This is a genomic window from Bradyrhizobium sp. S3.3.6 (assembly GCF_040546905.1).
Taxonomy (GTDB): domain Bacteria; phylum Pseudomonadota; class Alphaproteobacteria; order Rhizobiales; family Xanthobacteraceae; genus Bradyrhizobium; species Bradyrhizobium cytisi.
The window spans coordinates 60,051-83,468 of the sequence record NZ_JBEPOT010000012.1; the positions used below are offsets into that span (position 1 = coordinate 60,051).

The window sequence follows — 23,418 nt, forward strand, 5'->3', positions numbered from 1 at the left end:
CACACTGTCTAAGTTTTTACCCTTTTCAGGCCAAATGCGCTCCAAGCGCCGGCCTTGGGCAGGCGCGTCTGTTGCGCGCATCCCTCTGGTTTCGAAGTTCGTGGGGCTGCCGTTCTGGGGCACGAACTTCGAAACGCGTACCGGGGTGTCCGATGCTCAACCGCTTGACCGTATCCACGCTGCTGAAGGCGGTGATTCTCTCCACCGCACTCGTCGTCGTCATCGGCTTCTCGATCAGCGCATGGAGCTCGTGGACCCGGCTGCAGCAGGCCAACCGCATCGTTGCGGTCGCGGCAGCCTCGGCCGACGTGTTCAAGGCCATGGCCAACATCCGGGCCGATCGCTCGACCACCAACCGGCAATTGACCAGCGACATCAGGATCGATGCGGATATCGAAAAGTACATCCGCGGCATTCGTGACGAATTGATGCCGGCGCTTGCTCGCGCGATCGACATCCTGCCCTCGATCGATATTCCGCAGCGTGACGCGATCGTCGCCGATCTCACCCGACTCAACAGGGCGCTGCTGGCGCAACAGGCCGAGTTCTGGACTGAGGTCGCCAAGCCCAAAGCCTCGCGCCGCACGGCGCTCGCCACCGAGTATCTCGAGAGCGAGGACGGGCTGATGGCGATACTCGATAAGCTCTCCCCCGTGCTGGCGGCCAGCGTCAACCATCAGGATGCCACCATCGACCAGCTCCTGGCCATCAAGCAGATGGCCTGGCTGCTGCGTCAGAACGCCGGCGAATCCTCGCTCATCGTCGGCAACGCACTGAACAGCGGCAAGGTCACGCCCGAAACCCAGTCCGCCTTCACCAGGTTCGTCGGCGCCACCGATGCCGCCTGGAGCGCGATCGAGCTTGCCGCCACCGGCATGCAAATGCCCCAGGCGCTGTCGGCCGCCATGACCGAGACCAAGTCGGTCTATTTCGATCCGCACTATACCGGTACGCGTGACGGCATCATCGCGGTGATCGCCAAGGGCGAGAAGCCGGCGATGACGGCCAATCAGTGGAGCCCGTTCTCGGTTGGCCGTATGGCGATCGTGGTCAAGCTCGCCGACACCGCCCTGCAAGCCGCCAAGGATCATGCCGCCGTCCAACGCGCCGGCGCGCTGCAATCGCTGCTCGTCCAGCTGGCGCTTCTGATCGCGGCCATCATCCTGACCGGCGCCGCGATGCTCGCCGTCAGCCGCCGCGTGATCACGCCGCTGCATCGGATCCGCGACGCCATGCTCAAGGTCGCCGGCGGCGATCTCACCGTCGACAGCGGCTATCTCGATCGCCAGGACGAGATTGGCGCCCTTGCCGGCGCGCTGGAAACCTTCAAGCAGCAGGCCACCGACAAGCTCAAGATCGAGGAGCAGGAGCGCGAGCGCAATGCCGGCGCGGCCGCGCGCCAGCGCGCCATGGAGACCTATGTCGGCGAGTTCGAGGGCGTGGTGCGCAAGTCGCTCGGCGAATTGAGCGACGCCTCGGCCGAGATGCGCAAGACCTCGGGCGATCTCTCCGCCGTGTCGCGCCAGACCAACGAGCGCGTCGAGGTCGCCGGCAAGGCCTCCAACGACGCCTCCATGAGCGTCGACAGCGTCGCGGCCGCCGCCGAGGAGCTCTCGGCCTCGATCAACGATATCAGCCAGCAGGCGGCGCACGCTGCGGGCATCGCCAGCCGCGCCGTCAATCAAGCGCGCGAGACCGACGGCACCGTGCAGGGGCTGGCGCAATCCGCAGGCCGCATCGGCGAGGTCGTCGGCCTGATCAACACCATCGCGGCGCAGACCAATCTGCTCGCCCTCAACGCCACCATCGAGGCCGCGCGTGCCGGCGAAGCCGGGCGTGGTTTTGCGGTTGTCGCCTCCGAGGTGAAATCGCTGGCGAGCCAGACAGCGAAGGCGACCGAGGAGATTTCGGAGCAGATCGCCGACATCCAGAAGGTCGCGGGCGATGCCATCAACGCAATCCAGGCGATTGGCGGCATCATCGGCGAGGTCAACGAGGTCGCCACCGCGATTGCCGCCGCCGTGCAGGAGCAGGGTGCAGCGACGCAGGAGATCACCCGCAGCACGCAATATGCCGCGGAGGGCACCAAGAACGTGTCCGACAACATCACCGGCGTGAAGGCCGACGCCGACACCGCAGCCGGTGCCGCCGACAATGTCAAGCAGGCCTCACAGATGCTGGAGACCCAGAGCCGCCAGCTCGGCGATCAGGTCAGCGATTTCCTCGGCAAGATCCGGGCGGCGTAGGGGACTTCGCCGCCCTACTCCTTCGCCACCACCGGCCCCTGGCGGAATTTTGCGCGGATCGAGTCCGGCAATGGCGAGAAGTTCATCGCGACGCCGCGGCGATCGTTGGCGTTGCGGTTGGCGACGACGAGGCCGTCGCTCCCTGCAACGATATCGCCCTTGCGCAAGGTCGGATCGTCCTCGGCCTTGAGCGAAGCGAGACCGGCCGGGTCCTTGCCGTTGCAGGTACACCCGGACACGATCTCGTTGCGATAGCGGAAGGCGTTCGGCAGGTCGGAATAAGACTTGCCGCTGTCGGTCGTGGCGTCGTCGATATTGCTGCCATAAACCAGCGAGGTTTCTGACGCCGGGCAGAAGCTCTTGCAGGATTGCGCCTTGCTCTCGGCATCGCTGCCTTGCGCCGGGAAATAGCGCCCGTCACAGCCGCGGACGCAATAGGCCGTGCCGCCGCCATAGGACGCGCGCTGGCGCGGCGCGTCGTAGCGCGGCATTTCGTCATTGGGGAACGGCATCCGGATCTGTGGCGGCCGCGCTCCGAACGCACCGAACAGCGCCGAGAAGAAATCCTCCGCATGCGCGGAAGGCGCCAGCGCGAGGCCGAGGGAAGCGATCGTGACGAACGCGGCCCTTCCGCAAGCCAACGTGCTGATCGAACGTCTCATCATGTGACCTCACTCAGCTCCTCAATCCACCGACGACGCCGGAATGTTCAGCGCCTGGCGTCCCGAGGGCAGCGTCGTCATGGCGGGCCGCTTGCGTACGGGATCACCGCCGCGCGCCATCAACGGCGCATTCTTCGGCAGCACCACGACCTTGGCGCCGACATTGACGCGGCTGAACAGGTCGCTGACGTCCTCATTGGTCAGGCGGACGCAGCCGGAGGAGACGAACTTGCCGATCGTGGTCGGGTCGTTTGTGCCGTGGATGCGGTATTGGCTGGAGCCAAGATACATCGCGCGCGCACCCAGCGGATTGCCAGGGCCGCCGGCGACGAAGCGCGGCAGATAGGGCTGCCGTGCGATCATCTCTGCCGGCGGATGCCAATCCGGCCACTCCGCCTTGCGGGTGATGCTCTGCACACCCGACCAGGTGAAACCTTCGCGGCCGACGCCGACGCCGTAGCGCATGGCGCGCCCGTTACCCAGCACATAGTAGAGATAGGTGTTGGCGGTATCGATGACGATGGTGCCAGCCGGTTCGTTGCGGTCGAAGCTCACGATCTGCCGGCGCAGCCGATCCGGTAATGCCGCATCCTCGTCGGCGGCCGGCGGCGCCTCGCTTGTGTAGCCCCGCGAATAGGTCTGGTCATGCGGATAGGCCTGCGGCTGCATCGGCGCATACCCGAGCGTTTGAGCTTGTGCTGCGAACGGCACCGTCAGTAAAGCTGTCGCAAAGGCAAAAGCAGTGACGACGCGCGGCGAGAAGCTGCGACCGACTACGACGAATTTTGTCATGTGCTGCCCCGTGTGATGTCTGCATCTTGGGTGATGCGGCTTCGTAAGAACGCAGCAGAACCGACTCAAGTTCCGATGGCGCGTGCGGCAGCGACGTCACAGTCAAGCGAGCACAACTTCACGAAGTCGCGACGGAACCGTAACGGCCCTTAGGCGTTTTCTGATGACCAACGGGCCCCCGGACACCTCCGTGCGGGAGGGAAATTGTGCGCGTCCTTCCCAGTGAACGTCTGATTGCCGGCAACGACGAAGGTACTCCGCTTCCCGACAGCCATACCGAACTGCCTCCGGTGATCCGGCGCACCGAGTTTGTTGCCTTTGCGCTTGCCGGTCTGCTTCTGATCGCCGTCGTCGCCGTGCTTTACGTCGCCAAGGCGTTCTTTCTCCCGGTCGTGATGGCCGTCGTCGCCGGTACCATGCTGTCGCCGGCCGCCACCTTTCTCGAAGAGCGGCGGGTGCCGCGAGCCCTCGGCGCCGTGCTGATCGTGATCGCGGTGACGACGGTGGTCGCCTTCGTTGTCGCACTGATCGCGGCGCCCGCAATGGAATGGAGCTCACGCCTCCCGGAGCTAGGAGCGCAGTTGAGGGAGAAGGCGCATGTGTTCGACCGACCGCTCGCGCTGTGGAAGGAGCTGCAAACCATTGTCGGCGGCTCCGATGGCCTGCCGACCGTCGCCCTGCCGAAAGCGGAATGGGTGCAGCCGACGCTGGAATTCGTGTCGCCAACTTTCGCTGAATTCCTGCTGTTCTTCGCCACTCTGATCCTGTTCATCGCAAGCTGGCGCGATCTGCGACGCGCCATGATCATGAATTTCGGCGACCACGACGCGCGGCTGCGCACGCTCCGGATCCTCAACGAGATCGAGGTGCATCTCGGCAATTATCTGCTGACGGTCACGGCCATCAATATTGGCGTCGGCATCGCCACCGGCATCGTCTGCGCGGTCACCGGCATGCCCAACCCGGCCGGGCTCGGCGCGCTTGCCGCTGCGCTCAACTTCATTCCGATTATCGGACCGGTCGCCATGTTCGTCATGCTGGCCGTGGTCGGCCTGGTCGCATTCCCGACTATCGGCGGCGGCCTGATGGCTGCACTCGCCTTCGGCGGTATCACCTTCATGGAGGGGCACTTCGTCACGCCGATCATCATCGGCCGCAGGCTATCGTTGAACGCGCTCGCCGTTTTTATCGCGCTGGCGTTCTGGACCTGGCTGTGGGGACCGATGGGCGCTTTTCTGTCGTCTCCGCTCCTCATCGTGGGGCTGATCCTGAAGGAGCATCTGTTGCCGGAGAATTCGCCGCAATTGCCGCAGGGATGACGGGCTCCGCAAACGGAACTTCCACTGCAACGAAACGTTTTCTGCCCATCTCGCCGCCAATAGTCCGGAGCTTGTGATGTCAATAACCGATGGCGAAGCCAGGATGAGAGACTGGGCCGACAAAGCCACCGCAGAACGCATCGAGAAGGATGTAGCAGCCGTGAAAAGCGATATCGCCGCCCTCACCGACCAGATCACCGACGCCCTCAACACGTTCGCCAACGCCACGGGCAAGCAGGCCCGACGCGGCTACAAGCAGGCGCGCGACAACGTGGATTCGACGCTCGACGACTTCTCGGAGCGCGGTGGCGCGATGATGGACGCGGCGCAGGATGCCTACGGCTCGATCGAGGAGACGCTGGAGGACGCGATCACGCATCGGCCGCTCGCGACCGTCGGCATCGCGCTCGGCATCGGCTTCCTGATCGGCGCGGCCTGGCGTCGCTAGGCGCGCGGTGAAATTTGAGGTCACGACGCCCGCCGCTGTGACCGGCACGTGACGAATTGGCTTGTGGAGACCTGAGGAGCAAGAACGTGTTTCAGCGCATCATCGACGGCATCAGCGCATCGACGGGAACGACTGTGCGGCTGACCTCGCTGGCGGCGGGCGCAGCGTTCGCGCTCTTCATCACCACATGCTTCCTCTGCGCGGCGGTCTTCATCGCCGTGCTGGAAAAGTACGGCCCCGTGCAGGCTTGCCTTGCCGGTGCCGGGATCTTCTTCTTGCTGACGCTTGCCGCCGCAGGGAGCTATTGGGGCTACAAGCGCGAGATGCGGACACGTGCCCGCATCGCCGCCGAGCACGCCGCGAAGGCGGCCCCGAGCATGCTCGCCGATCCCATGCTGATCGCGACGGGCCTGCAGATCGTCCGCGCCATCGGGGTCAAGCGGCTGTTACCGATCCTGGCCATCGGCGGCGTCGCGCTCGGTATCATGGCAAGCCGCGCCGGCGCGGCCGATGAGGGATCAGTCGAGCCGGCCGAGTAAGGTCGAAACCGCAATCAAGAAAGTTGCGCTGCCGAGCCGACGGGCGGGTTCGCGGGAATTCGACGGCCCTTCTCTGCGCAATTTTTCATCAGCCGCGCTACAATCGGTCCCCCTTCACGCAAACGCTACTCGGACAGGCAGGCGGTTGCCGCTAAAAGCATCGCCCTGATTCCAAGTGAAATAATTAGCAATGAAGCCGTCTGTTAGGGCCAACCTCTCCGCATTCGACCACGACGCAAGGCTGTATTTGACACTCGGCATTGCGACCTGGTCGGTCTTTGTCGATCACATCCCGAACAATGTCGTCAATCTGCTGACGCTGCGCAACTTCGGCTTCAGCGGCGCTGCCGACCTGTTCGTGTTCGTGGTGGGCTATGGCGTCGCCATCATCCACGGCAAGATAGCGCTGGAGCGCGGCTATGTCGTCGCCGCGACGCGCATCTTCCGCCGCGTCTGGCGACTCTATGCCGCCTATGTCGTGCTGTTCGTGATCTACATCGACACCATCGCCTATGTCGCCTCGCAATCGATGGCGCCGGAGATCATCAGCGACTACAACATCTCAGGCATTCTCGAACATCCGCTGCGCATCCTGGTCCGCGGCCTCGTGCTGCAGGAGGAGCCGCTGAACCTCGACCTGCTGAAATTGATGATCCCGCTGATGGCCTTCTTTCCGTTTGCCTTGTGGGGGCTATTGCGGCGGCCGAACGTGACGCTGGCGCTCTCTGTCGCGTTCTATTTCGCGGCGCGCTGGTTCGAGTGGGGTTTCCGGACCTATCCGGACCAGGAATGGACGTTCAATCCGTTCTGCTGGCAGATGCTGATGGTGCTGGGCGGCTGGTTCGCCGTCACCGGCGCGTCGGGCCGCGCCTTGCGCAACCTGCCCTGGCTCCGCGTGCTGGCGGGCGCCTATCTGGTGTCGGCGATGGCTATCACCCTGATGAGCCATTCGCCGACTTTGTCCGCCTATTTGCCGGATGTCGTGCTCAACGGCATCTCGCCGACCGACAAGGAAAACCTCGCGCCCTATCGCGTGCTCCATTTCCTCGCGCTCGCTTTCATCGCGACCCACCTCATCCCGCCCGACCATCCGGGGCTGCAATGGAAGCCGCTCCAGATGGTGATCAAAAGCGGCGAGGAATGGCTCGCCGTGTTCTGCGTCGGTGTATTCCTGTCCTTCGCCGGCCATCTCATCCTGATCACCGGCGCCAATCTGGTCGTGATGCAGATCGGGGTGAGCCTTGCCGGTTTCGCGGCGATGACGGCGGTGGCCTATTATATCTCCTGGTCGAAGCGTCAGGACGAGCCAGCGGCTGTGCGGCAGCGAGCCTAGCCAAGGCGTCGCGCCGATCTCGCCGGCCTATGCACGCAACCTGGTCGGTCTGGTGTTGCGGCCGAAGAGCTAGTGCGCCGGCTTCACCGGCTGCGACAGCTTTTCCGTGCGGTCGCGCTCGGTCATGTCCACGACCGTCTCCATCGGCGCGGTCAATTCATAGACATAGGAGACATCCGTGAAGTAGCGCTTGGCGATGCCGCCGAGCGCTTCGGGCGCGACGCGGTCGAGCAGGATCAGGCCGAAATCCGAATCCGCCCGGCGCGTCGCCTCGCTCGTGTTGAACTCCTCCCAGCGGAAATGAAACACCGTCTCGTTCTCCTCGCCCGTCACCGTCCAGTTCGCGGTGATGTGCGGATGCTTGCCGACCAGCGACAGGCCCTCGTCGGAATGCGAGGCAAGCTCGAAGAACAGCAGCGACAGGCTCTGGGCGGCACGCGCGCTGACCGCGATATCCGGGCCGCTGACGGCGATACGATCGGCATGCGGAATGGCGCGCGCTTCGAACAGGCCCTTCAGCTTGACACCCTGCCACTGGCTCTCGCTGAGCAGCGAGACCACGTTGGACATGGCGTGGATGCGGCCGATCAGGAGCTCGCGCGCGACATCGATGTCCGAGCCGTGGCGCAGCGTGCGCGTCACAATCGACTGGATCACCGCAAGGATGTTCTTGACCCGGTGGTTGAGCTCGTCGATGACAGCCGTCAACCGCCGCTCGAAGCCGATCCGCACCTGGATTTCGCGGCTCAGCCTCAAGTTATTGTAGGCGACGTAGCCGAACAGGCCGCAGACCATCGCGGTGATGGCGAAGCCGATCGCCGCGACGATGATTGCGGTCTGCTCGGCGCGCCGTGCCGAATTGGACTTGGCGTAATAACCGAGCTGCCAGTCGCGGCCGCCGAAGCTGATGGTGCGCGTCGCCGACGGAGCCGGCCCGTCCGGCGTCGTCATGCGGGTGGAGACGACGCCCTGGTCGTTGGCAACGAGCTCGCCGCCGTCCTTGCGCGGGTCCTTGAGCGCGACCGAGAACAACGACAGATCGTCATTGGTCAGCATCAGCGAAGCCAGCTCGTAGGAAAAGGTGACGAAGCCGACCGGCTCGGTGGCGCCCTCGGGAATGACGGGGGCGGCCACGATGACGCCGATCGGCCCGTTGTCGCTCGAGAGCGGTACGGGGTCGGAAGCAACCGACCGCTTCTCGACCCTGGCGCGCGCCAACATGGCGTTGCGAACCGGGTCGCTATCGTAGCTGCGGCCCGGCAGCGCCTTGGTCTCGTCGCTGCGCGGCTCGAGGTCCATCAGCACGTCGATCGGCTGGGTCAGGCTTGCCGCGGCGATCGGCTTGTCGCTGTAGTCGCGGATCTGCGGTTTCGGAAAGCCGGCGGCCGCAATCGCGGTTTGCGCCGCGGCGAGCTCGTTCGGCTGCAGCCGGGCGACCCAGCCGGCCACCACGAAATCGGTCTTGAAGGCGTAGATCGCCGAGCGCAACGGCTCCAGCATGTTGGGCTTCAGCACCGATGGCGCGCGGAACAGGCCTGAGGCGACGCGCGCCAGCAGCTCACGTTCGGTCGACCTGTCCTGGACGAGGCTCGCATGAACGTCGATCGCGCGGGCCAGCGCAATCCGGTCCAGCGCCAGCTCCTGGTCGTGGACACGATAGGCCGCAAGCCCGGAGAGCAAGGCTCCGAGCAGAGCGATGAAGCCGATGATGAAACCCAGCCGGACCACGCGACTACTCAGGCGAGGGCAGGAGGTCGGCAATAAACACGGAGCATATCAACGCCGCTCGAACGGCCATGTGCCGAAACAGGGTGGACCCCAGTGGCAGGGATAATGACGGAGGAGGCATCTGTACGCAACTTCGGTCGCCGAAAAAGCTTAATCCGCCCGGCCGATCGTCTGGCCAACAGCGGCTCTGCTCCGGGCGCCGGAGGTAGATAATCGCCGTGTCCGAAATTTGTTCCGTAAACGCGGCTTTGCCTCAGACGTTAACGGCGGGAAATGCCTGCGCCACGTCGCCGCGCCCTTTCACCCCACCCGTTTCAGTCCGCGCGTTTCAACCCGCCTTTGGTCTCGATGAACCCCACGATACGGTCGAGCCCCTCGCTCTTCTTTAGGTTGGTCATGACGAAGGGGCGCTCACCGCGCATGCGTCTGGCATCCGTGTCCATCTTCTCCAGCGACGCACCGACATGGGGCGCAAGGTCGATCTTGTTGATGACCAGAAGGTCGGAGCGGGTGATGCCGGGGCCGCCCTTGGACGGAATCTTGTCGCCGGCCGCAACGTCGATGACATAGATGGTGAGGTCGGCAAGCTCCGGCGAGAAGGTCGCCGCCAGATTGTCGCCGCCGGATTCGATCAGCACGAGATCCAGCCCCGGGAATTTGGCGCGCATGTCGGCCACCGCGGCGAGATTCATCGAAGCGTCCTCGCGGATAGCGGTGTGCGGGCAGCCGCCGGTCTCGACGCCGGCGATGCGGTCCGGCGTCAGCGAGCCCGAGCGCACGAGGAATTCGGCATCCCACTTGGTGTAGATGTCGTTGGTGATCGCGGCGATGTCGTAGCGCTCGCGCATGGTCTTGCAGAGCAGATCCATCAGCGCGGTCTTGCCCGATCCAACGGGGCCGCCGACGCCGACACGCAAGGGGCCGTGAGAAGTTGCCATGTCACTCGCTCTCTCTTGATCGGTTGAAGGCTGTACCGCTCACGAGCGAAACAGCCGCGTATATTGTGTCTCGTGCCGCAGGCTGGCGAGATCGGCGCGGAACGTCGCACTGCCGAGGTCGTCCTGTGTCGCGTTCAGCGCCCGATTGGCGGTTACGGCGACGGCGGCTTCCAATTTCACCAGCACGCGCTGGCTGTCGGTCTGGCCGAGCGGAATGAGCCGGCTGGCCGCCGATATCCAGTTCGAGACCAGCGCGTGCAGGAAGGCGTGCAGCGTCGGCGCCAATGGCACGCCGTGCAGCGCGGCGACAACGCCAACGGCGACGGGATAGACCAGTGGCGTGCGGCACGCCGCAACCATGGCATCCAGGCCGTCGGCATCCCACGCCGCGCGGGAGATCTCGATGAAGGCGCGGCCTTGCGAGGTCGTCTCGAGCTGACGTTCGCGCGACGGCACGAAGGCGGCAGCGAGCTCGGCGATATCATTCAAGGCGGTGTCTTCACCGGCCTCGGCGGCACGATAGGCGTGGACCAGAAACGTCGCATCGCAAAAGCCGGAGCCGCCGCCAAGCATGGCATCCAGCCAGTCGGCCAGCGTCACGATGTCGGCGACGTCCCCCGCTTCGACCGCCCACTCGATGCCGCTGGAATAGGAGAACCCGCCGACGGGAAACGCCGGCGACAGCCACGTCATCAGCCGGTACAGCGCCGCCGCCTCGCTCCCGGCGAGATCACCGGCCTTGACCGGCTCATTTGTGGTCGTGAGCATGCTTGTGGCCGTGGTGATGGTCGGGATGATCGCAATGCTCGTCGTGGTGATGATCATGCCCATGGTCATGCGCGGCATGATGGTGGTCGTGGCCGTGATGATCATGGTGATCCTGGTGTCCGTGGTCGTCATGCGCGTGCGCATGTCCGGCCTCGGCATAGGCCCCGCCTTCGGGATCGAACGGCGCCTCGATCTCGACCACCCGCGCGCCAAGCCCCTTCACCATGGTTTCGATGACGTGGTCGCGGCGAATGCGCAAGGCTTTGGCCATCAGCTGCGTCGGCAGATGGCGGTTGCCGAGATGCCAGGCAACGCGGATGAGGTGGTGCGGGTCGCGGCCGCGGATCTCGAGCAGCGGCTCGGGTGCCGCGACCACTTCGACCAGTCGTCCGTCCTCCAGCACCAGCGCATCGCCGCCGCGCAGCGCAACTGCGTTCTCCAGGTCCAGCACGAAATTTAGCCCCCGCGTCCCCGTCATCGCCATCCGGCGGCGGTGCCGATCGTCGAAATCGAGCACGACCGTATCCGCCGGCGTTTCCGTGAAGCGGTGCTGTCCCTTAACCTGCGTCGCCCGGATCATGCGCTGTTACCTCGTCTCGACCTTCTCGGGCGTGATGACTTCGATCTTCGGCGGCGCCGTGAAGCATTTCACCGCGACACGGCCAAACGTCTTCATGTGCTCCTGGCCGCGATGCGGCACCAGCGCCTCGGCATTCTCCCACTGCTCGACGAACACCATCTTGGAGGGATCGGTGACGCTCTCATGCAGATCGTAGGCGATATTGCCGGGTTCTTTCCGCGTCTCCTTGATGCAGGCGGTGGCGGCTGCAATGAATTCGGCGCGGGTTTCGGGCTTGATGGTCAGGGTGGCAACGACATAGATCACGAGAAATCCTCCCGGCTTTTCTTCTGAAGGTTACGATACCGGGCGGGACATTAGACCAGCCGGGATCGAACGCAAAACCGGAAAAAGCCGCCCCCGGGACATGCAATCGGGACATGCGCCGGGGGACATGTGTTGAGGCGCTATTTCAGTACATGAAATATCGCTGCGCCATCGGCAGCACCTCGGCGGGCGCGCAGGTGAGCAGCTCGCCATCGGCGCGCACCTCGTAGGTCTCCGGATCGACCTCGATATTGGGCGTGGCGTCGTTGTGGATCATGCTCTTCTTCGAGATCTTGCTGCGGGTGTTCTGGACCGCATAGAGCTTCTTCTCGATGCCGAGTTTTCGCGCGAGGCCGCCGGTGATGGCTGCCTTTGAAGTAAACACCACCGAGGACGCCGTGCGCGCCTTGCCGAAGGCGCCGAACATCGGCTGGTAGTGTACCGGCTGCGGCGTCGGGATCGAGGCGTTCGGATCGCCCATGGGAGCTGCCACGATCGTGCCGCCCTTGACGATGCAGTCCGGCTTGACGCCGAAGAAGGCCGGCGACCACAGCACGAGATCGGCCATCTTACCCTTCTCGACCGAGCCGATCAGCTTCGACACGCCGTGCGCAATCGCGGGATTGATGGTGTATTTGGCGATGTAGCGCTTGACGCGAAAATTGTCGTTGTCCTTGCCCTTGTCCTGCGGCAGCGATCCGCGCTGCTTCTTCATCTTGTCGGCAGTCTGCCAGGTCCGGATGATGACCTCGCCGAGACGGCCCATGGCCTGGGAGTCCGAGGACATCATCGAGAGCGCGCCGAGATCGTGCAGGATGTCTTCTGCCGCGATGGTCTCCTTGCGGATGCGGCTTTCCGCGAACGCCAGATCCTCCGCGATCGAGGGATCAAGGTGGTGACACACCATCAGCATGTCGAGATGCTCGTCGATGGTGTTGCGGGTGAACGGCCGCGTCGGATTGGTCGAGGACGGCAGCACGTTCTTCAAGCCGGCGACCTTGATGATATCAGGGGCGTGACCACCGCCCGCGCCCTCGGTGTGGAAAGCGTGGATGGTGCGGCCCTTGAACGCCTTGATCGTGTCCTCGACGAAGCCGGATTCGTTCAGCGTGTCGGAATGCAGCATGACCTGGACGTCGTAATCGTCGGCCACCGACAGGCAATTGTCGATCGCGGCCGGCGTGGTGCCCCAATCCTCGTGCAGCTTCAGCGCGCAGGCACCGCCCTTGATCATCTCGACCAGCGCCGCGGGCCGCGACGCATTGCCCTTGCCGGAAATGCCGAGATTGACCGGGAAGGCATCGAACGACTGGATCATCCGCCCCATGTGCCAGGGGCCGGGCGTACATGTTGTGGCGAAGGTACCGTGCGAGGGACCGGTGCCGCCACCGAGCATCGAGGTGACGCCAGACATCAGCGCGTGCTCGATCTGCTGCGGGCAGATGAAATGGATGTGGCTGTCAAAGCCGCCGGCGGTGAGGATTTTCCCCTCACCTGCGATCACGTCGGTGCCGGGGCCGATGATGATGGTCACGCCCGGCTGGATGTCGGGATTGCCGGCCTTGCCGATGCCTGCGATCATGCCCTCCTTGATCGCGACGTCGGCCTTGACGATGCCCCAGTGGTCGACGATCAGCGCATTGGTGATGACGGTGTCGGCCGCGCCCTGCTTGTTGGTGACCTGCGACTGCCCCATGCCGTCACGGATCACCTTGCCGCCGCCGAACTTCACCTCCTCGCCGTAGGTGGTGAAATCCTTCTCGACCTCGATGATGAGATCAGTGTCGGCGAGCCGCACCTTGTCGCCGGTGGTCGGGCCGAACATGTCGGCATAGACGGAACGCTTTATCTTGACGGACATCACAAGCCCCGTTTGTATTTGAATATTGGGTTGGTGCTCACAGCGAGGCCCTCGCTGTGAGCACGATGTTATCGAATTCCGTGTCGAGCCAGGCGCTGCCGCAGCGGCAACCGGCGACGACCTGCTCGGCCCAGCCTGTATAGTCGGCGAGGTCGTCACGCTCCTCGGCGGTCTGATCGGAATGGATGCGTGCGCCAATGTTGCTGATCTTGTCGGCGATCTTGATCAGCCTGGCGCCGGGCGACTTGCTGGGTGCGTCGATCACCTGCCGGCGCCGGCGCTCCGGCTTCGGCAGGTTCATATCGTCCGTGCATTCGGCGACGAGAGAAGCGACACGCTCGGAGAATTTCTCTGCGATTTCCTCGCGCGTGGTGTCGGTGTCCTCGATCGCATCGTGCAGCCAGCCGGCCGCGACCAGCTCGGCATCGGCCCCATCGGTCGCGTTCGCAAGCAGGTTCGCGACCTCGGCGAGATGGTTGATGTAGGGATCATGTTTGCGCCCCTTGCGCGCCATGCCGTTGTGGCGGTGCGCGGCGAGTTCGGCGGCTTCGGAGATGAGGCGGATTGGCGACAGCATGGCAAAGACCTCCATTTCCGCCTCAACCGCGCCGCGCCGCGCTCGTTCCTGTGCTCACAGCTTTCCCATGACGTCGCCGCGGAAACCGTAGATGGTTTTCTTGCCGGCAAGCGCGACGAGCTGGACGTTGCGGGTCTGGCCGGGTTCGAAGCGGACGGCGGTGCCGGCGGCGATGTCGAGGCGCATGCCGCGGGACTTCTTGCGGTCGAACTTCAGCGCAGGGTTGGTCTCGAAGAAATGGTAGTGCGAGCCGACCTGGATCGGGCGGTCGCCGGTGTTGGCCACCGTCAGCGTCACGGTCTTGCGGCCGGCATTGAGCTCGATCTCGCCGTCCTGGATGAAGAGTTCGCCGGGGATCATCATGCGCTCCTATCGGATCGGTTCGTGAACGGTGACGAGCTTGGTGCCATCAGGGAACGTCGCCTCGACCTGGATGTCGTGGATCATCTCGGGAATGCCCGGCATCACCTGGTCGCGGGCCAGCACCTGCGCGCCGGATTGCATCAGCTCGGCGACGGTACGGCCGTCGCGAGCGCCCTCGAGGATGAAATCGGAGATGATCGCGATCGCTTCGGGATGATTGAGCTTGACGCCGCGGTCGAGCCTGCGGCGCGCCACGATCGCCGCCATCGAGATCAGAAGCTTGTCCTTTTCGCGGGGAGACAGGTTCATGCGAAATCTCTTCCGTTCAGCTCTTCAATTCAGCCAGCCGTCAATTCAGCCAGAGTCGCGGCTGCGCCATGCCGGTGCGCGCCAGCACGGCCATCATGTCGGTGCGCAAGTGCGCCGCATCTTGGGCACAGAACCGCGCCATTGCAAACCCATTCCAGGCCGAGATTCCGACCTCGCCGGCAAACGAGTCCGATGCCTCACGAATGCGCTCGACCAGGGCCTCGTCGCCGGGCACGATCAGGGCCGTACCGATCGCGGCACCCGCCTTGGCGACCGCCGATCGCGCGAGCTTTGCGCCGATATTGCCGTCGAGTCTGATGGTCTCGGCAAAGACCAGCCTGCTGCCACGGCGCAACCGCCAGCGGTCGACGAATTCGCCCTGCTCCATCCGTTCGCCCATGGCGGTGCGGCCGAATACGACAATTTCACAAAGCAGGAGCGAGGCGGCATCATCGAGTTCGATGTCGAAGCGGCGGTGGACCCGGGCGCGATCGAACAGGATCGTCTCCTGGGGCAGCCAGCCGAGATGCGCGCCTGCGGCAACCTTCAAGGCGATATTGAGCTGCGCCGCCGCGCCCGGCGCCCGATAAACCTTTTCGGCGGCCGCCGTTGTCAGCGTCAAACGGGCAGCCTCGGCGGCCGAGATCTCGATGTCGAAGCGATCGCCGCCGGCAACGCCGCCGGCGGTGTTGACGAACACGCCGGAGAGCCCTTCACCTTCCGGCGAAGGAAAGCGCACGCGGAGGGAGCCGGACTCATGCAAAACGCCGCGCCGCGTCACGCCGTCGCGGGCGTGCACGTCGAAGCGCACCGCGCCGCGGGCACGATTGGCTTCGAACACCGAAGATGTCGCCAAAGAGGCGTCGCTGCGCATCCGTCTCCCCCAGCCGGCCGCGGCAGGCTTTTTTGGCTTACAATTCCCCCGCTTACAGCGCCATCTGGCGGCTGATCTCGCTGGCGTCGAGAGTGGAGCGGTCGCAGGTGAACTTCACGGCGCCGCGATCCATCACCGCGAAACTGTCGCCAAGCTCGCAGGCAAAGTCGAGATATTGTTCGACCAGCACGATGGCGATGTTGCCGAGGTTGCGCAAGTAGGAGATGGCCCGGCCGATGTCCTTGATGATCGAGGGCTGGATGCCTTCCGTCGGCTCGTCGAGCAGCAGCAGTTTCGGCCGCATCACCAGCGCACGCCCGATCGCCAGCTGTTGCTGCTGGCCGCCGGAGAGATCGCCGCCGCGCCGGCCGAGCATGGACTCCAGCACCGGAAACAACGAGAACACGTCGTCCGGGATGTGCTTGTCCTCGCGCTTGAGCGGGCCGAAGCCGGTCTTGAGGTTTTCCTCGACCGTCAGAAGCGGAAAGATCTCACGGCCCTGAGGCACGAAGCCGATGCCCTTGCGCGCCCGCTCATAGGGCTTGAGGGCCGTGATGTCGTTGCCGTCGAACACGATCGCGCCCGAGGAGATCGGATATTGCCCGACCATGGCGCGCAACAGCGAGGTCTTGCCGACGCCGTTGCGGCCGAGCACGCACGTCACCTTGCCGGGTTCGGCCGCGATCGACACACCACGCAGCGCCTGCGCCGCACCGTAGAACAGGTTGATGTCCTTGACCTCAAGCATCGCTCAGCGTCCCAGATAGACTTCGATGACCCGCTCGTTCGACGAGACCTGGTCGATGGTTCCTTCGGCGAGTACCGTACCTTCATGCAGGCAGGTGACCTTGACCCCGAGCTCGCGCACGAACGTCATGTCGTGCTCGACCACCATCACCGTGTGGGTCTTGTTGATCTCCTTGAGCAACTCGGCGGTGAGATGCGTCTCGACGTCGGTCATCCCAGCGACGGGCTCGTCGACGAGGAGCAGCTTAGGGTCCTGCGCCAGCAGCATGCCGATCTCGAGCCATTGCTTCTGACCGTGGCTGAGGTTGCCGGCGAGGCGGTTGCGGGCGTCGGTGAGACGGATCGTCTCCAGCACCTTGTCGATACGCTCCGACTCCGCCCTGCTGCCGCGCCAGAACAGCGTGCCTTTGACGCTGTGATCGACATTGAGCGCCAGCAGGAGATTGTCCTGCACGGTCTGGCTTTCGAACACCGTTGGCTTCTGGAACTTGCGGCCGATGCCGAGCTCGGCGATGCGGGTCTCGTCCAGCCGCGTCAGATCGGTGACGCCGTCGAACAGCACGGTACCCTCGTCAGGCTTGGTCTTGCCGGTGATGATGTCCATCATGGTGGTCTTGCCGGCGCCGTTCGGACCGATGATGGCGCGCATCTCGCCGGGCGCGAGCGTCAGCGACAGGTTGTTGATGGCGTGGAAGCCGTCGAACGAGACGTGCACGCCGTCGAGATAGAGCATCGCGGAGGTCGCGCGGGTATCCATGACGTTCATGACCGCTTCTCCGCCATCTTCGGTTCGGTGACGCCGTCCTCGGCCGCAGCACTTGCGGTGGCCGCAGCCGGGCGCCTCTCTTTCGACGCTTCCCGCCAAGCATTGAAGGTGCCGACGATGCCCTTCGGCAGCAGCAGCGTCACCAGGATGAACAGCGCACCCAGCATGAACAGCCAGTAGGGTGCCAGCACGCCGGAGGTGAAGAAGGTCTTGGCATAGTTGACAACGATGGCGCCGAGCGCGGCGCCGACCAGCGTGCCGCGGCCGCCGACCGCGACCCAGATCACCGCCTCGATCGAATTGCCCGGTGCGAATTCGCTTGGGTTGATGATGCCGACCTGCGGCACATAAAGCGCACCGGCGACGCCGGCCATGCAGGCCGACAGCGTGAACACGAACAGCTTGTAGGATTCGACCCGGTAGCCAAGGAAGCGGCTGCGCGATTCCGCATCGCGGATCGCAATCAGGACCTTACCGAGCTTGGAGGACACGACCGCGCGGCAGATCAGGAAGCTGACGATCAGGCCGAGGCAGCTCAGCATGAACAGGGCGCCGCGGGTGCCTTCGGCCTGCACGTTGAAGCCGAGAATATCCTTGAAGTCGGTCATGCCGTTGTTGCCGCCGAAGCCGAAATCGTTGCGGAAGAAGGCGAGCAGCAGCGCATAGGTCATGGCCTGCGTGATGATCGACAGATACACGCCGGTGACGCGGGAGCGGAAGGCGAGCCAGCCGAAGCAGAAGGCGAGCAGGCCCGGCACGAACAGCACCATCAGCGCCGCGAACCAGAACATGTCGAAGCCGTGCCAGTACCACGGCAGTTTCGAATAATTCAGGAACACCATGAAATCAGGCAGGATCGGATTGCCGTAGACGCCGCGGGTGCCGATCTGCCGCATCAGGTACATGCCCATGGCGTAGCCGCCGAGCGCGAAGAAGGCGCCGTGGCCGAGCGAGAGGATGCCGCAATAGCCCCAGATCAGATCGATCGACAGCGCGAGGATAGCGTAGCAGACATATTTGCCCCAGAGCGCGACCAGATAGGTCGGCACCTGCAGGAACGAGCCCGCCGGCAGCAGCAGGTTGGAGAGCGGGATGAGGATGCCGCAGGCGGCGACGACGGCGAGAAAGATCGCCGCGCCACGGTCCAGTGATCGCGTCAGCATGTGAGAGGTCATGCTTCCACCGCACGGCCCTTGAGCGCGAACAGGCCGCGCGGCCGCTTTTGAATGAACAGGATGATCAGAACCAGGATCGCGATCTTGCCAAGCACGGCGCCCGCAACCGGCTCCAGGAACTTGTTGGCAATGCCGAGCGTGAAGGCGCCGACCAGCGTGCCCCAGAGATTGCCGACCCCGCCGAACACCACGACCATAAAGCTGTCGATGATGTAGCTCTGGCCAAGGTTGGGGCTGACATTGTCGATCTGCGACAGCGCTACGCCGGCGATGCCGGCGATGCCAGAGCCGAGCCCGAAGGTCAGCGCGTCGACACGCGAGGTGGCGATGCCCATCGAAGCCGCCATGCGGCGGTTCTGCGTCACCGCGCGCATCTCGAGGCCAAGTGCGGTGTAACGCAGCATCGCGAGCAGGATCATGAACACGGCCAGCGTGAAGACGAGGATCCAGAGCCGGTTATAGGTGATGGTGATCTGGCCGAGATCGAACGCGCCGCTCATCCAGGAGGGGTTGCCGACCTCGCGGTTGGTCGGGCCGAACATGGTGCGCACTGCCTGCTGCAGAACCAGCGACAGGCCCCAGGTCGCAAGCAACGTTTCCAGCGGCCGGCCATAGAGGAAGCGGATGATGCTGCGCTCGATCACCACGCCGATGGCGCCGGCAACGAGAAAGGCGAGCGGCACGGCGATCAGCAGCGAATAGTCAAACAGCGCCGGATAGCGGGTGCGGATCACCTCCTGCACCACGAAAGTGGTGTAGGCCCCGATCATCACCATCTCGCCATGGGCCATGTTGATGACGCCCATCACGCCGAAGGTGATGGCGAGCCCGATCGCGGCGAGCAGCAGCACCGAACCGAGCGACAGCCCGTACCAGGCATTCTGCACCGTGGACCAGACCGCGAGCGAGCTCTGGATCGAGCCGATGGCGCTCGCCGCAGCCTTCGCGACGGAGGCCGGCTGGTCGGTGCCGATGTCGGACAGCAGCGCCAGCGCTTCCTGATCACCGCGCGCCTTGATAGTGGCGACGGCCTCGAGCTTCTGCACTTCGGTGGCGTCGGACTTGAACAGCAGGATCGCCGCGCGTGCTTCACTGAGCGCGGTCTTGACCGATCTGTTGGTTTCCTTGGCGAGCGCGCCTTCGACAGGCTCGAGCGCCGTCTCCTCATGCGATTTGTAGACGGATTGCGCGGCCTGGAGTCGCGCGCCGAGATCGGGCGACTGCAGCGTCAGGCTGCCGAGCGCAGCATCGACGCTGCGGCGCAGGCGGTTGTTGAGGCGGACGGCGCTTGCGCTATCGGGCACGCTAGCCACGGGCTCGCCGGTCGCGGCGTCAATCGACTTGCCGTCGGTGCCGGTGACGTAAACCTTCTTGCTGTCCGGGTCAGCCATGAGACGGCCGTCCTGGAGCGCGCTGATGATGGGAAAGGCAAGCTTGTTGCCGCTGCTTGCGACCACACCGATCGCTTCGTCCGTATCGGAATAATCGTCGTTGGCGAATTTTGCGACCGCATCCTCGAACGGACCGGCAAAGGCCGGCAGTGCGAACGCGATCAGGAATAGCGAGAGGAGAAAGGTGCAGAGACGAGCGGATAAATTGGTTGGCACTGTGGATCACCCCGGCAGAAGTGGGGAGAAGGCGGCGGAATGGCCGTCTTCTCCCATTGTGCAGTCGAATGTCAGATCCGGATCAGGAGCCGGAACCGAGGCACTTGTTGGTCTTGGTGTTGAAGTTGCCGCACTTCTTGCCGACCCAGTCGCCGATCAGGTCCTTGGAGCCGTCGAGCTCCTTCGACCAGGCGTCGCCCGCGACGAGACCCGGGGTCTTCCAGACCACGTCGAACTGGCCGTTGCCCTTGATCTCGCCGATGAACACCGGCTTGGTGATGTGGTGGTTCGGCAGCATCTTCGAGGTGCCACCGGTCAGGTTCGCCGCCTCGATGCCTGGAAGCGCATCGATCACCTTGTCCGGATCGGTCGACTTCACCTTCTCGACCGCCTTGATCCACATGTTGAAGCCGATCACGTGGGCTTCCATCGGATCGTTGGTCGTGCGCTTCGGGTTCTTGGTGTAAGCCTGCCAGTCCTTGATGAACTTCTCGTTCGCCGGAGTCTTGATCGACTCGAAGTAGTTCCAGGCGGCGAGATGGCCGACCAGCGGCTTGGTATCGATGCCGGCGAGCTCTTCCTCACCCACCGAGAACGCGACCACCGGGATGTCCTTCGCCTTGACGCCCTGGTTGCCGAGCTCCTTGTAGAAGGGGACGTTGGCGTCGCCGTTGATGGTCGAGACCACCGCCGTCTTCTTGCCGGCCGAACCGAACTTCTTGATGTCGGCCACGATCGTCTGCCAGTCGGAGTGACCGAACGGCGTGTAGTTGATCATGATGTCTTCCTGGGCGACACCCTTGGACTTCAGGTAGGCTTCCAGGATCTTGTTGGTGGTGCGCGGATAGACGTAGTCGGTGCCCGCGAGCACCCAGCGCTTCACCTTCTCGTCCTTCATCAGATAGTCGACGGCCGGGATCGCCTGCTGGTTCGGCGCCGCACCGGTGTAGAACACGTTACGCTCGGACTCTTCGCCCTCGTACTGCACGGGGTAGAACAGGATGTTGTTGAGCTCCTTGAACACCGGCAGCACCGACTTGCGCGACACCGAGGTCCAGCAGCCGAACACGACCGAGACCTTATCCTTGGTGATCAGCTCGCGCGCCTTTTCGGCGAACAGCGGCCAATTCGAGGCGGGGTCGACGACGACGGCCTCGAGCTTCTTGCCGAGCACGCCGCCCTTCTTGTTCTGCTCGTCGATCAGGAAAAGGATGGTGTCCTTCAGCGTGGTTTCGCTGATGGCCATGGTGCCGGAGAGGGAGTGCAGGACGCCGACCTTGATGGTGTCGTCCGCGGCCTTGGCACCGGAAATGGACGCCAGACCGAGCATCAGTCCGGCGGTCGCGGCGAGAACGCCGCGGCGGCTAAATGACGCCGCTATATCGTGAATGGGTTTGGTAGGCATGGATGTATCATCTCCCTGACGCAGACGTGAAAACGCTGCGAAACGGCCCCACGGCCGCCTGCGATTAACGGAATCGCAAGAACCATGCCATGGGGTGGGCACTTGCCAAGTGTTTGGTCAGTCTAGACAATTTCGTCGCAATCAAACTTTCGCCGTAGTGCGTCTGCCTAAAGTTTTGGCGACATAAATGTATGCTTATGCGGCAGTCAGTTTATTTTTTAAGCAAAATTCCGCAGATGGCTAAAATTCAGGCATAACTATTTTTGCACTGCAATCGACGTCAGGTGAACGTCTGCCTTGAAACCGCCCCGTCGATGTTCCATATGAGGTGGAGATCGCTTGCGAATCGAGCGGTCGTTGCGAGCCGCGTGTTCTTAAGCCCTCTACGGGCGTCTGGCTTGCCCCATATCTCCCAAGCCATCCGACACCCCAAACACGCAGGTGTCTTCTCGACACCCCTTTGCGCGTGCCCCGCTGATTAGGCCGGGCGCCCGCTTTTGACATGAAAAGAGCCCCTCTTTTGACTTCCTTTCAGGACTTCGGCCTCGCCGAACCCATCGCACGTGCGCTCGCCGAAGAGAATTACGTCACCCCCACCCCCATCCAGGCCCAGACCATCCCCACGGCGCTGACCGGCCGCGACGTCGTCGGCATCGCCCAGACCGGCACCGGCAAGACCGCCGCTTTTGCGCTGCCGATCCTGCACCGCCTGCTCGAGAACCGCATCAAGCCGCAGCCCAAGACGGCGCGCGTGCTTGTGCTGTCGCCCACCCGCGAGCTTTCGGGACAGATCCTCGACAGCTTCAACGCCTATGGCCGCCACATCCGCCTGTCCTCGACGCTCGCCATCGGCGGCGTGCCGATGGGCCGTCAGGTCCGCTCCTTGATGCAGGGCGTCGAGGTTCTGGTCGCCACCCCCGGCCGCCTGCTCGACCTCGTGCAGAGCAACGGGCTGAAGCTTGGCAGCGTCGAATTCCTCGTGCTCGACGAGGCCGACCGCATGCTCGACATGGGCTTCATCAACGACATCCGCAAGATCGTCGCGAAGCTGCCGATCAAGCGGCAGACGCTGTTCTTCTCGGCCACCATGCCGAAGGACATCGCCGAGCTCGCCGACGCGATGCTGCGGGACCCCGCCCGCGTTGCCGTCACCCCGGTGTCTTCGACGGCGGAGCGGATCAACCAGCGCATCATCCAGGTCGACTTTTCGGCCAAGCCCGCCGTCCTGACCAAGCTCCTGAAGAATGAGCCGGTCAACCGCGCGCTGGTTTTCACCCGTACCAAGCACGGCGCCGACAAGGTTGTGAAGACGCTCGAGAGGGCCGGCATTGCCGCCAGCGCCATCCACGGCAACAAGTCGCAGAACCATCGCGAGCGGACGCTGGCGCAGTTCCGCTCGGGCGAAATCCGCACCCTGGTCGCCACCGACATTGCCGCCCGCGGCATCGATGTCGACGGCATCACTCACGTCATCAATTTCGACATCCCGAATGTACCGGAGACCTATGTCCACCGCATCGGCCGCACCGCGCGCGCGGGCGCCGAGGGCACCGCGATCTCGCTGGTCGCCGGCGGCGAGGAGCTCGGCTATCTCCGCGACATCGAGCGGCTGATCAAGGTGGCGCTGCCGCGGGAAGATAACCGCACGGACGCCGGCCGCAACGATGCAGGCCCGCCTCCGTCACAGCAACGGCAGGGCCGGCCGGGCCGCCCGGGCCAGCGCCCGCAAGGCGCAAGGCAAGGTGACGGACGCCGCGCTGATGAGAGGCGTACTGAAGGACGGCATAACGCCGGCAAGCAGGGCGACGGAAGGCCCGGCGAAGGTCGGCATGGTGATAGCAGGCATGTTGACGGACGGCCTGGTGGCGGCCAGAAGGTCTCGAAGGGTGCTCGCCGTCGCCCGGCCGGTGGCAAGCCGCATTCTTCGTCAAACGACCGACCGGAGCAGCGTTCTTCGCATAGCGCCGGCAAGCCTGATGGGATACAAGGCGTGGCCTTTTTGCGCCGCGACAGTCGGCCGATGGGCCAACCGACCCGCAAACCCTATTCGCACTAGCCGTCCACGACCTGGAGAA

Annotated in this window: 23 protein-coding genes; 6 read left to right on the plus strand and 17 right to left on the minus strand. The window is 64.1% G+C overall.

From position 1 onward, the window contains the following. Positions 1-152 precede the first annotated feature (152 nt). Complete coding sequence (locus tag ABID59_RS28580; protein ID WP_354085588.1) at positions 153-2,246, plus strand: methyl-accepting chemotaxis protein; 2,094 nt, start codon at positions 153-155, stop codon at positions 2,244-2,246. Positions 2,247-2,260: 14 nt separating this feature from the next. Here the strand turns inward: ABID59_RS28580 and ABID59_RS28585 are convergent, their stop codons facing one another. Beyond that, a complete protein-coding gene (locus ABID59_RS28585; RefSeq protein ID WP_354085589.1) occupies positions 2,261-2,911 on the minus strand; it encodes a DUF2865 domain-containing protein in 651 nt (216 codons plus the stop codon). An 18-nt stretch (positions 2,912-2,929) separates the two neighbouring features. Then, on the minus strand, positions 2,930-3,700 hold the full coding sequence (locus tag ABID59_RS28590; RefSeq protein ID WP_354085590.1) for a L,D-transpeptidase: 771 nt from the start codon (positions 3,698-3,700) through the stop codon (positions 2,930-2,932). A gap of 206 nt (positions 3,701-3,906) precedes the next feature. Here ABID59_RS28590 and ABID59_RS28595 point away from each other — a divergent pair, with 206 nt between their 5' ends. The 4 genes from ABID59_RS28595 to ABID59_RS28610 all read left to right on the plus strand — a co-directional run bounded on the left by ABID59_RS28595 (position 3,907) and on the right by ABID59_RS28610 (position 7,339). Next, positions 3,907-5,019 (plus strand): AI-2E family transporter, encoded by a 1,113-nt coding sequence (locus ABID59_RS28595; protein ID WP_148755257.1) that lies wholly within the window; start codon positions 3,907-3,909, stop codon positions 5,017-5,019. Positions 5,020-5,095: 76 nt separating this feature from the next. After that, entirely contained in the window at positions 5,096-5,467 is a 372-nt protein-coding gene (locus ABID59_RS28600; RefSeq protein ID WP_187435324.1) for an ElaB/YgaM/YqjD family protein, read from the plus strand. Positions 5,468-5,553: 86 nt separating this feature from the next. Next, positions 5,554-6,006: a hypothetical protein gene (locus ABID59_RS28605; RefSeq protein WP_148755259.1), complete on the plus strand. Its 453-nt coding sequence runs from the start codon at positions 5,554-5,556 to the stop codon at positions 6,004-6,006. Between the two features lie 190 nt (positions 6,007-6,196). Continuing rightward, positions 6,197-7,339 carry an OpgC domain-containing protein gene (locus tag ABID59_RS28610; protein ID WP_354085591.1) on the plus strand — a complete coding sequence of 381 codons (1,143 nt, stop codon included), beginning with the start codon at positions 6,197-6,199 and terminating at the stop codon, positions 7,337-7,339. A 69-nt stretch (positions 7,340-7,408) separates the two neighbouring features. Here ABID59_RS28610 and ABID59_RS28615 read toward each other — a convergent pair whose 3' ends face one another. The 15 genes from ABID59_RS28615 to urtA all read right to left on the minus strand — a co-directional run bounded on the left by ABID59_RS28615 (position 7,409) and on the right by urtA (position 21,343). After that, positions 7,409-9,067, minus strand: a complete 1,659-nt coding sequence (locus ABID59_RS28615; protein ID WP_354085592.1) for a CHASE domain-containing protein — start codon at positions 9,065-9,067, stop codon at positions 7,409-7,411. Between the two features lie 314 nt (positions 9,068-9,381). Continuing rightward, entirely contained in the window at positions 9,382-10,005 is a 624-nt protein-coding gene (gene ureG, locus ABID59_RS28620) for an urease accessory protein UreG (RefSeq protein WP_148755262.1), read from the minus strand. Between the two features lie 39 nt (positions 10,006-10,044). After that, positions 10,045-10,773 carry an urease accessory protein UreF gene (locus tag ABID59_RS28625; RefSeq protein ID WP_354085699.1) on the minus strand — a complete coding sequence of 243 codons (729 nt, stop codon included), beginning with the start codon at positions 10,771-10,773 and terminating at the stop codon, positions 10,045-10,047. After that, entirely contained in the window at positions 10,754-11,353 is a 600-nt protein-coding gene (gene ureE, locus ABID59_RS28630; protein ID WP_354085593.1) for an urease accessory protein UreE, read from the minus strand. The genes ABID59_RS28625 and ureE overlap by 20 nt, the downstream gene beginning before the upstream one ends. A 6-nt stretch (positions 11,354-11,359) precedes the next feature. After that, positions 11,360-11,659: a putative quinol monooxygenase gene (locus tag ABID59_RS28635; protein WP_027530199.1), complete on the minus strand. Its 300-nt coding sequence runs from the start codon at positions 11,657-11,659 to the stop codon at positions 11,360-11,362. A gap of 145 nt (positions 11,660-11,804) precedes the next feature. Beyond that, a complete protein-coding gene (gene ureC, locus ABID59_RS28640; RefSeq protein ID WP_148755266.1) occupies positions 11,805-13,520 on the minus strand; it encodes an urease subunit alpha in 1,716 nt (571 codons plus the stop codon). A gap of 37 nt (positions 13,521-13,557) precedes the next feature. Further along, positions 13,558-14,097, minus strand: a complete 540-nt coding sequence (locus tag ABID59_RS28645) for an HD domain-containing protein (RefSeq protein WP_354085594.1) — start codon at positions 14,095-14,097, stop codon at positions 13,558-13,560. A gap of 54 nt (positions 14,098-14,151) precedes the next feature. After that, positions 14,152-14,457, minus strand: a complete 306-nt coding sequence (locus ABID59_RS28650; protein WP_148755346.1) for an urease subunit beta — start codon at positions 14,455-14,457, stop codon at positions 14,152-14,154. A gap of 9 nt (positions 14,458-14,466) precedes the next feature. Further along, positions 14,467-14,769, minus strand: a complete 303-nt coding sequence (locus ABID59_RS28655; RefSeq protein ID WP_148755268.1) for an urease subunit gamma — start codon at positions 14,767-14,769, stop codon at positions 14,467-14,469. Positions 14,770-14,809: 40 nt separating this feature from the next. Continuing rightward, positions 14,810-15,643 (minus strand): urease accessory protein UreD, encoded by an 834-nt coding sequence (locus ABID59_RS28660; RefSeq protein ID WP_354085595.1) that lies wholly within the window; start codon positions 15,641-15,643, stop codon positions 14,810-14,812. Between the two features lie 52 nt (positions 15,644-15,695). Next, a complete protein-coding gene (gene urtE, locus ABID59_RS28665) occupies positions 15,696-16,391 on the minus strand; it encodes an urea ABC transporter ATP-binding subunit UrtE (protein WP_148755270.1) in 696 nt (231 codons plus the stop codon). A 3-nt stretch (positions 16,392-16,394) separates the two neighbouring features. Further along, positions 16,395-17,156, minus strand: a complete 762-nt coding sequence (urtD, locus tag ABID59_RS28670) for an urea ABC transporter ATP-binding protein UrtD (protein ID WP_354085596.1) — start codon at positions 17,154-17,156, stop codon at positions 16,395-16,397. After that, complete coding sequence (urtC, locus tag ABID59_RS28675; protein ID WP_148755271.1) at positions 17,153-18,331, minus strand: urea ABC transporter permease subunit UrtC; 1,179 nt, start codon at positions 18,329-18,331, stop codon at positions 17,153-17,155. Before urtC ends, urtD begins: the two co-directional genes overlap by 4 nt. Beyond that, the gene (urtB, locus tag ABID59_RS28680; protein ID WP_354085597.1) at positions 18,328-19,938 is read right to left on the minus strand and encodes an urea ABC transporter permease subunit UrtB; all 1,611 of its coding nucleotides are present in this window, start codon (positions 19,936-19,938) and stop codon (positions 18,328-18,330) included. Before urtB ends, urtC begins: the two co-directional genes overlap by 4 nt. 82 nt (positions 19,939-20,020) lie before the next feature. Continuing rightward, a complete protein-coding gene (urtA, locus tag ABID59_RS28685; protein ID WP_148755273.1) occupies positions 20,021-21,343 on the minus strand; it encodes an urea ABC transporter substrate-binding protein in 1,323 nt (440 codons plus the stop codon). A gap of 502 nt (positions 21,344-21,845) precedes the next feature. Here urtA and ABID59_RS28690 point away from each other — a divergent pair. After that, positions 21,846-23,399 (plus strand): DEAD/DEAH box helicase, encoded by a 1,554-nt coding sequence (locus tag ABID59_RS28690; RefSeq protein WP_354032418.1) that lies wholly within the window; start codon positions 21,846-21,848, stop codon positions 23,397-23,399. The last annotated feature ends 19 nt before the right edge of the window (positions 23,400-23,418 follow it).

Excerpts from the sequence above, each read along its gene's own strand:
- ABID59_RS28580 (WP_354085588.1), top strand. The coding sequence starts at position 153 with ATGCTCAACCGCTTGACCGTATCCACGCTGCTGAAGGCGGTGATTCTC.
- ABID59_RS28585 (WP_354085589.1), bottom strand. The coding sequence starts at position 2,911 with ATGATGAGACGTTCGATCAGCACGTTGGCTTGCGGAAGGGCCGCGTTC.
- ABID59_RS28590 (WP_354085590.1), bottom strand. The coding sequence starts at position 3,700 with ATGACAAAATTCGTCGTAGTCGGTCGCAGCTTCTCGCCGCGCGTCGTC.
- ABID59_RS28600 (WP_187435324.1), top strand. The coding sequence starts at position 5,096 with ATGTCAATAACCGATGGCGAAGCCAGGATGAGAGACTGGGCCGACAAA.
- ABID59_RS28610 (WP_354085591.1), top strand. The coding sequence starts at position 6,197 with ATGAAGCCGTCTGTTAGGGCCAACCTCTCCGCATTCGACCACGACGCA.
- ureG (WP_148755262.1), bottom strand. The coding sequence starts at position 10,005 with ATGGCAACTTCTCACGGCCCCTTGCGTGTCGGCGTCGGCGGCCCCGTT.
- ABID59_RS28625 (WP_354085699.1), bottom strand. The coding sequence starts at position 10,773 with ATGCTCACGACCACAAATGAGCCGGTCAAGGCCGGTGATCTCGCCGGG.
- ureE (WP_354085593.1), bottom strand. The coding sequence starts at position 11,353 with ATGATCCGGGCGACGCAGGTTAAGGGACAGCACCGCTTCACGGAAACG.
- ureC (WP_148755266.1), bottom strand. The coding sequence starts at position 13,520 with ATGTCCGTCAAGATAAAGCGTTCCGTCTATGCCGACATGTTCGGCCCG.
- ABID59_RS28645 (WP_354085594.1), bottom strand. The coding sequence starts at position 14,097 with ATGCTGTCGCCAATCCGCCTCATCTCCGAAGCCGCCGAACTCGCCGCG.
- ABID59_RS28650 (WP_148755346.1), bottom strand. The coding sequence starts at position 14,457 with ATGATCCCCGGCGAACTCTTCATCCAGGACGGCGAGATCGAGCTCAAT.
- ABID59_RS28655 (WP_148755268.1), bottom strand. The coding sequence starts at position 14,769 with ATGAACCTGTCTCCCCGCGAAAAGGACAAGCTTCTGATCTCGATGGCG.
- ABID59_RS28660 (WP_354085595.1), bottom strand. The coding sequence starts at position 15,643 with ATGCGCAGCGACGCCTCTTTGGCGACATCTTCGGTGTTCGAAGCCAAT.
- urtE (WP_148755270.1), bottom strand. The coding sequence starts at position 16,391 with ATGCTTGAGGTCAAGGACATCAACCTGTTCTACGGTGCGGCGCAGGCG.
- urtD (WP_354085596.1), bottom strand. The coding sequence starts at position 17,156 with ATGAACGTCATGGATACCCGCGCGACCTCCGCGATGCTCTATCTCGAC.
- urtC (WP_148755271.1), bottom strand. The coding sequence starts at position 18,331 with ATGACCTCTCACATGCTGACGCGATCACTGGACCGTGGCGCGGCGATC.
- urtA (WP_148755273.1), bottom strand. The coding sequence starts at position 21,343 with ATGCCTACCAAACCCATTCACGATATAGCGGCGTCATTTAGCCGCCGC.
- ABID59_RS28690 (WP_354032418.1), top strand. The coding sequence starts at position 21,846 with ATGAAAAGAGCCCCTCTTTTGACTTCCTTTCAGGACTTCGGCCTCGCC.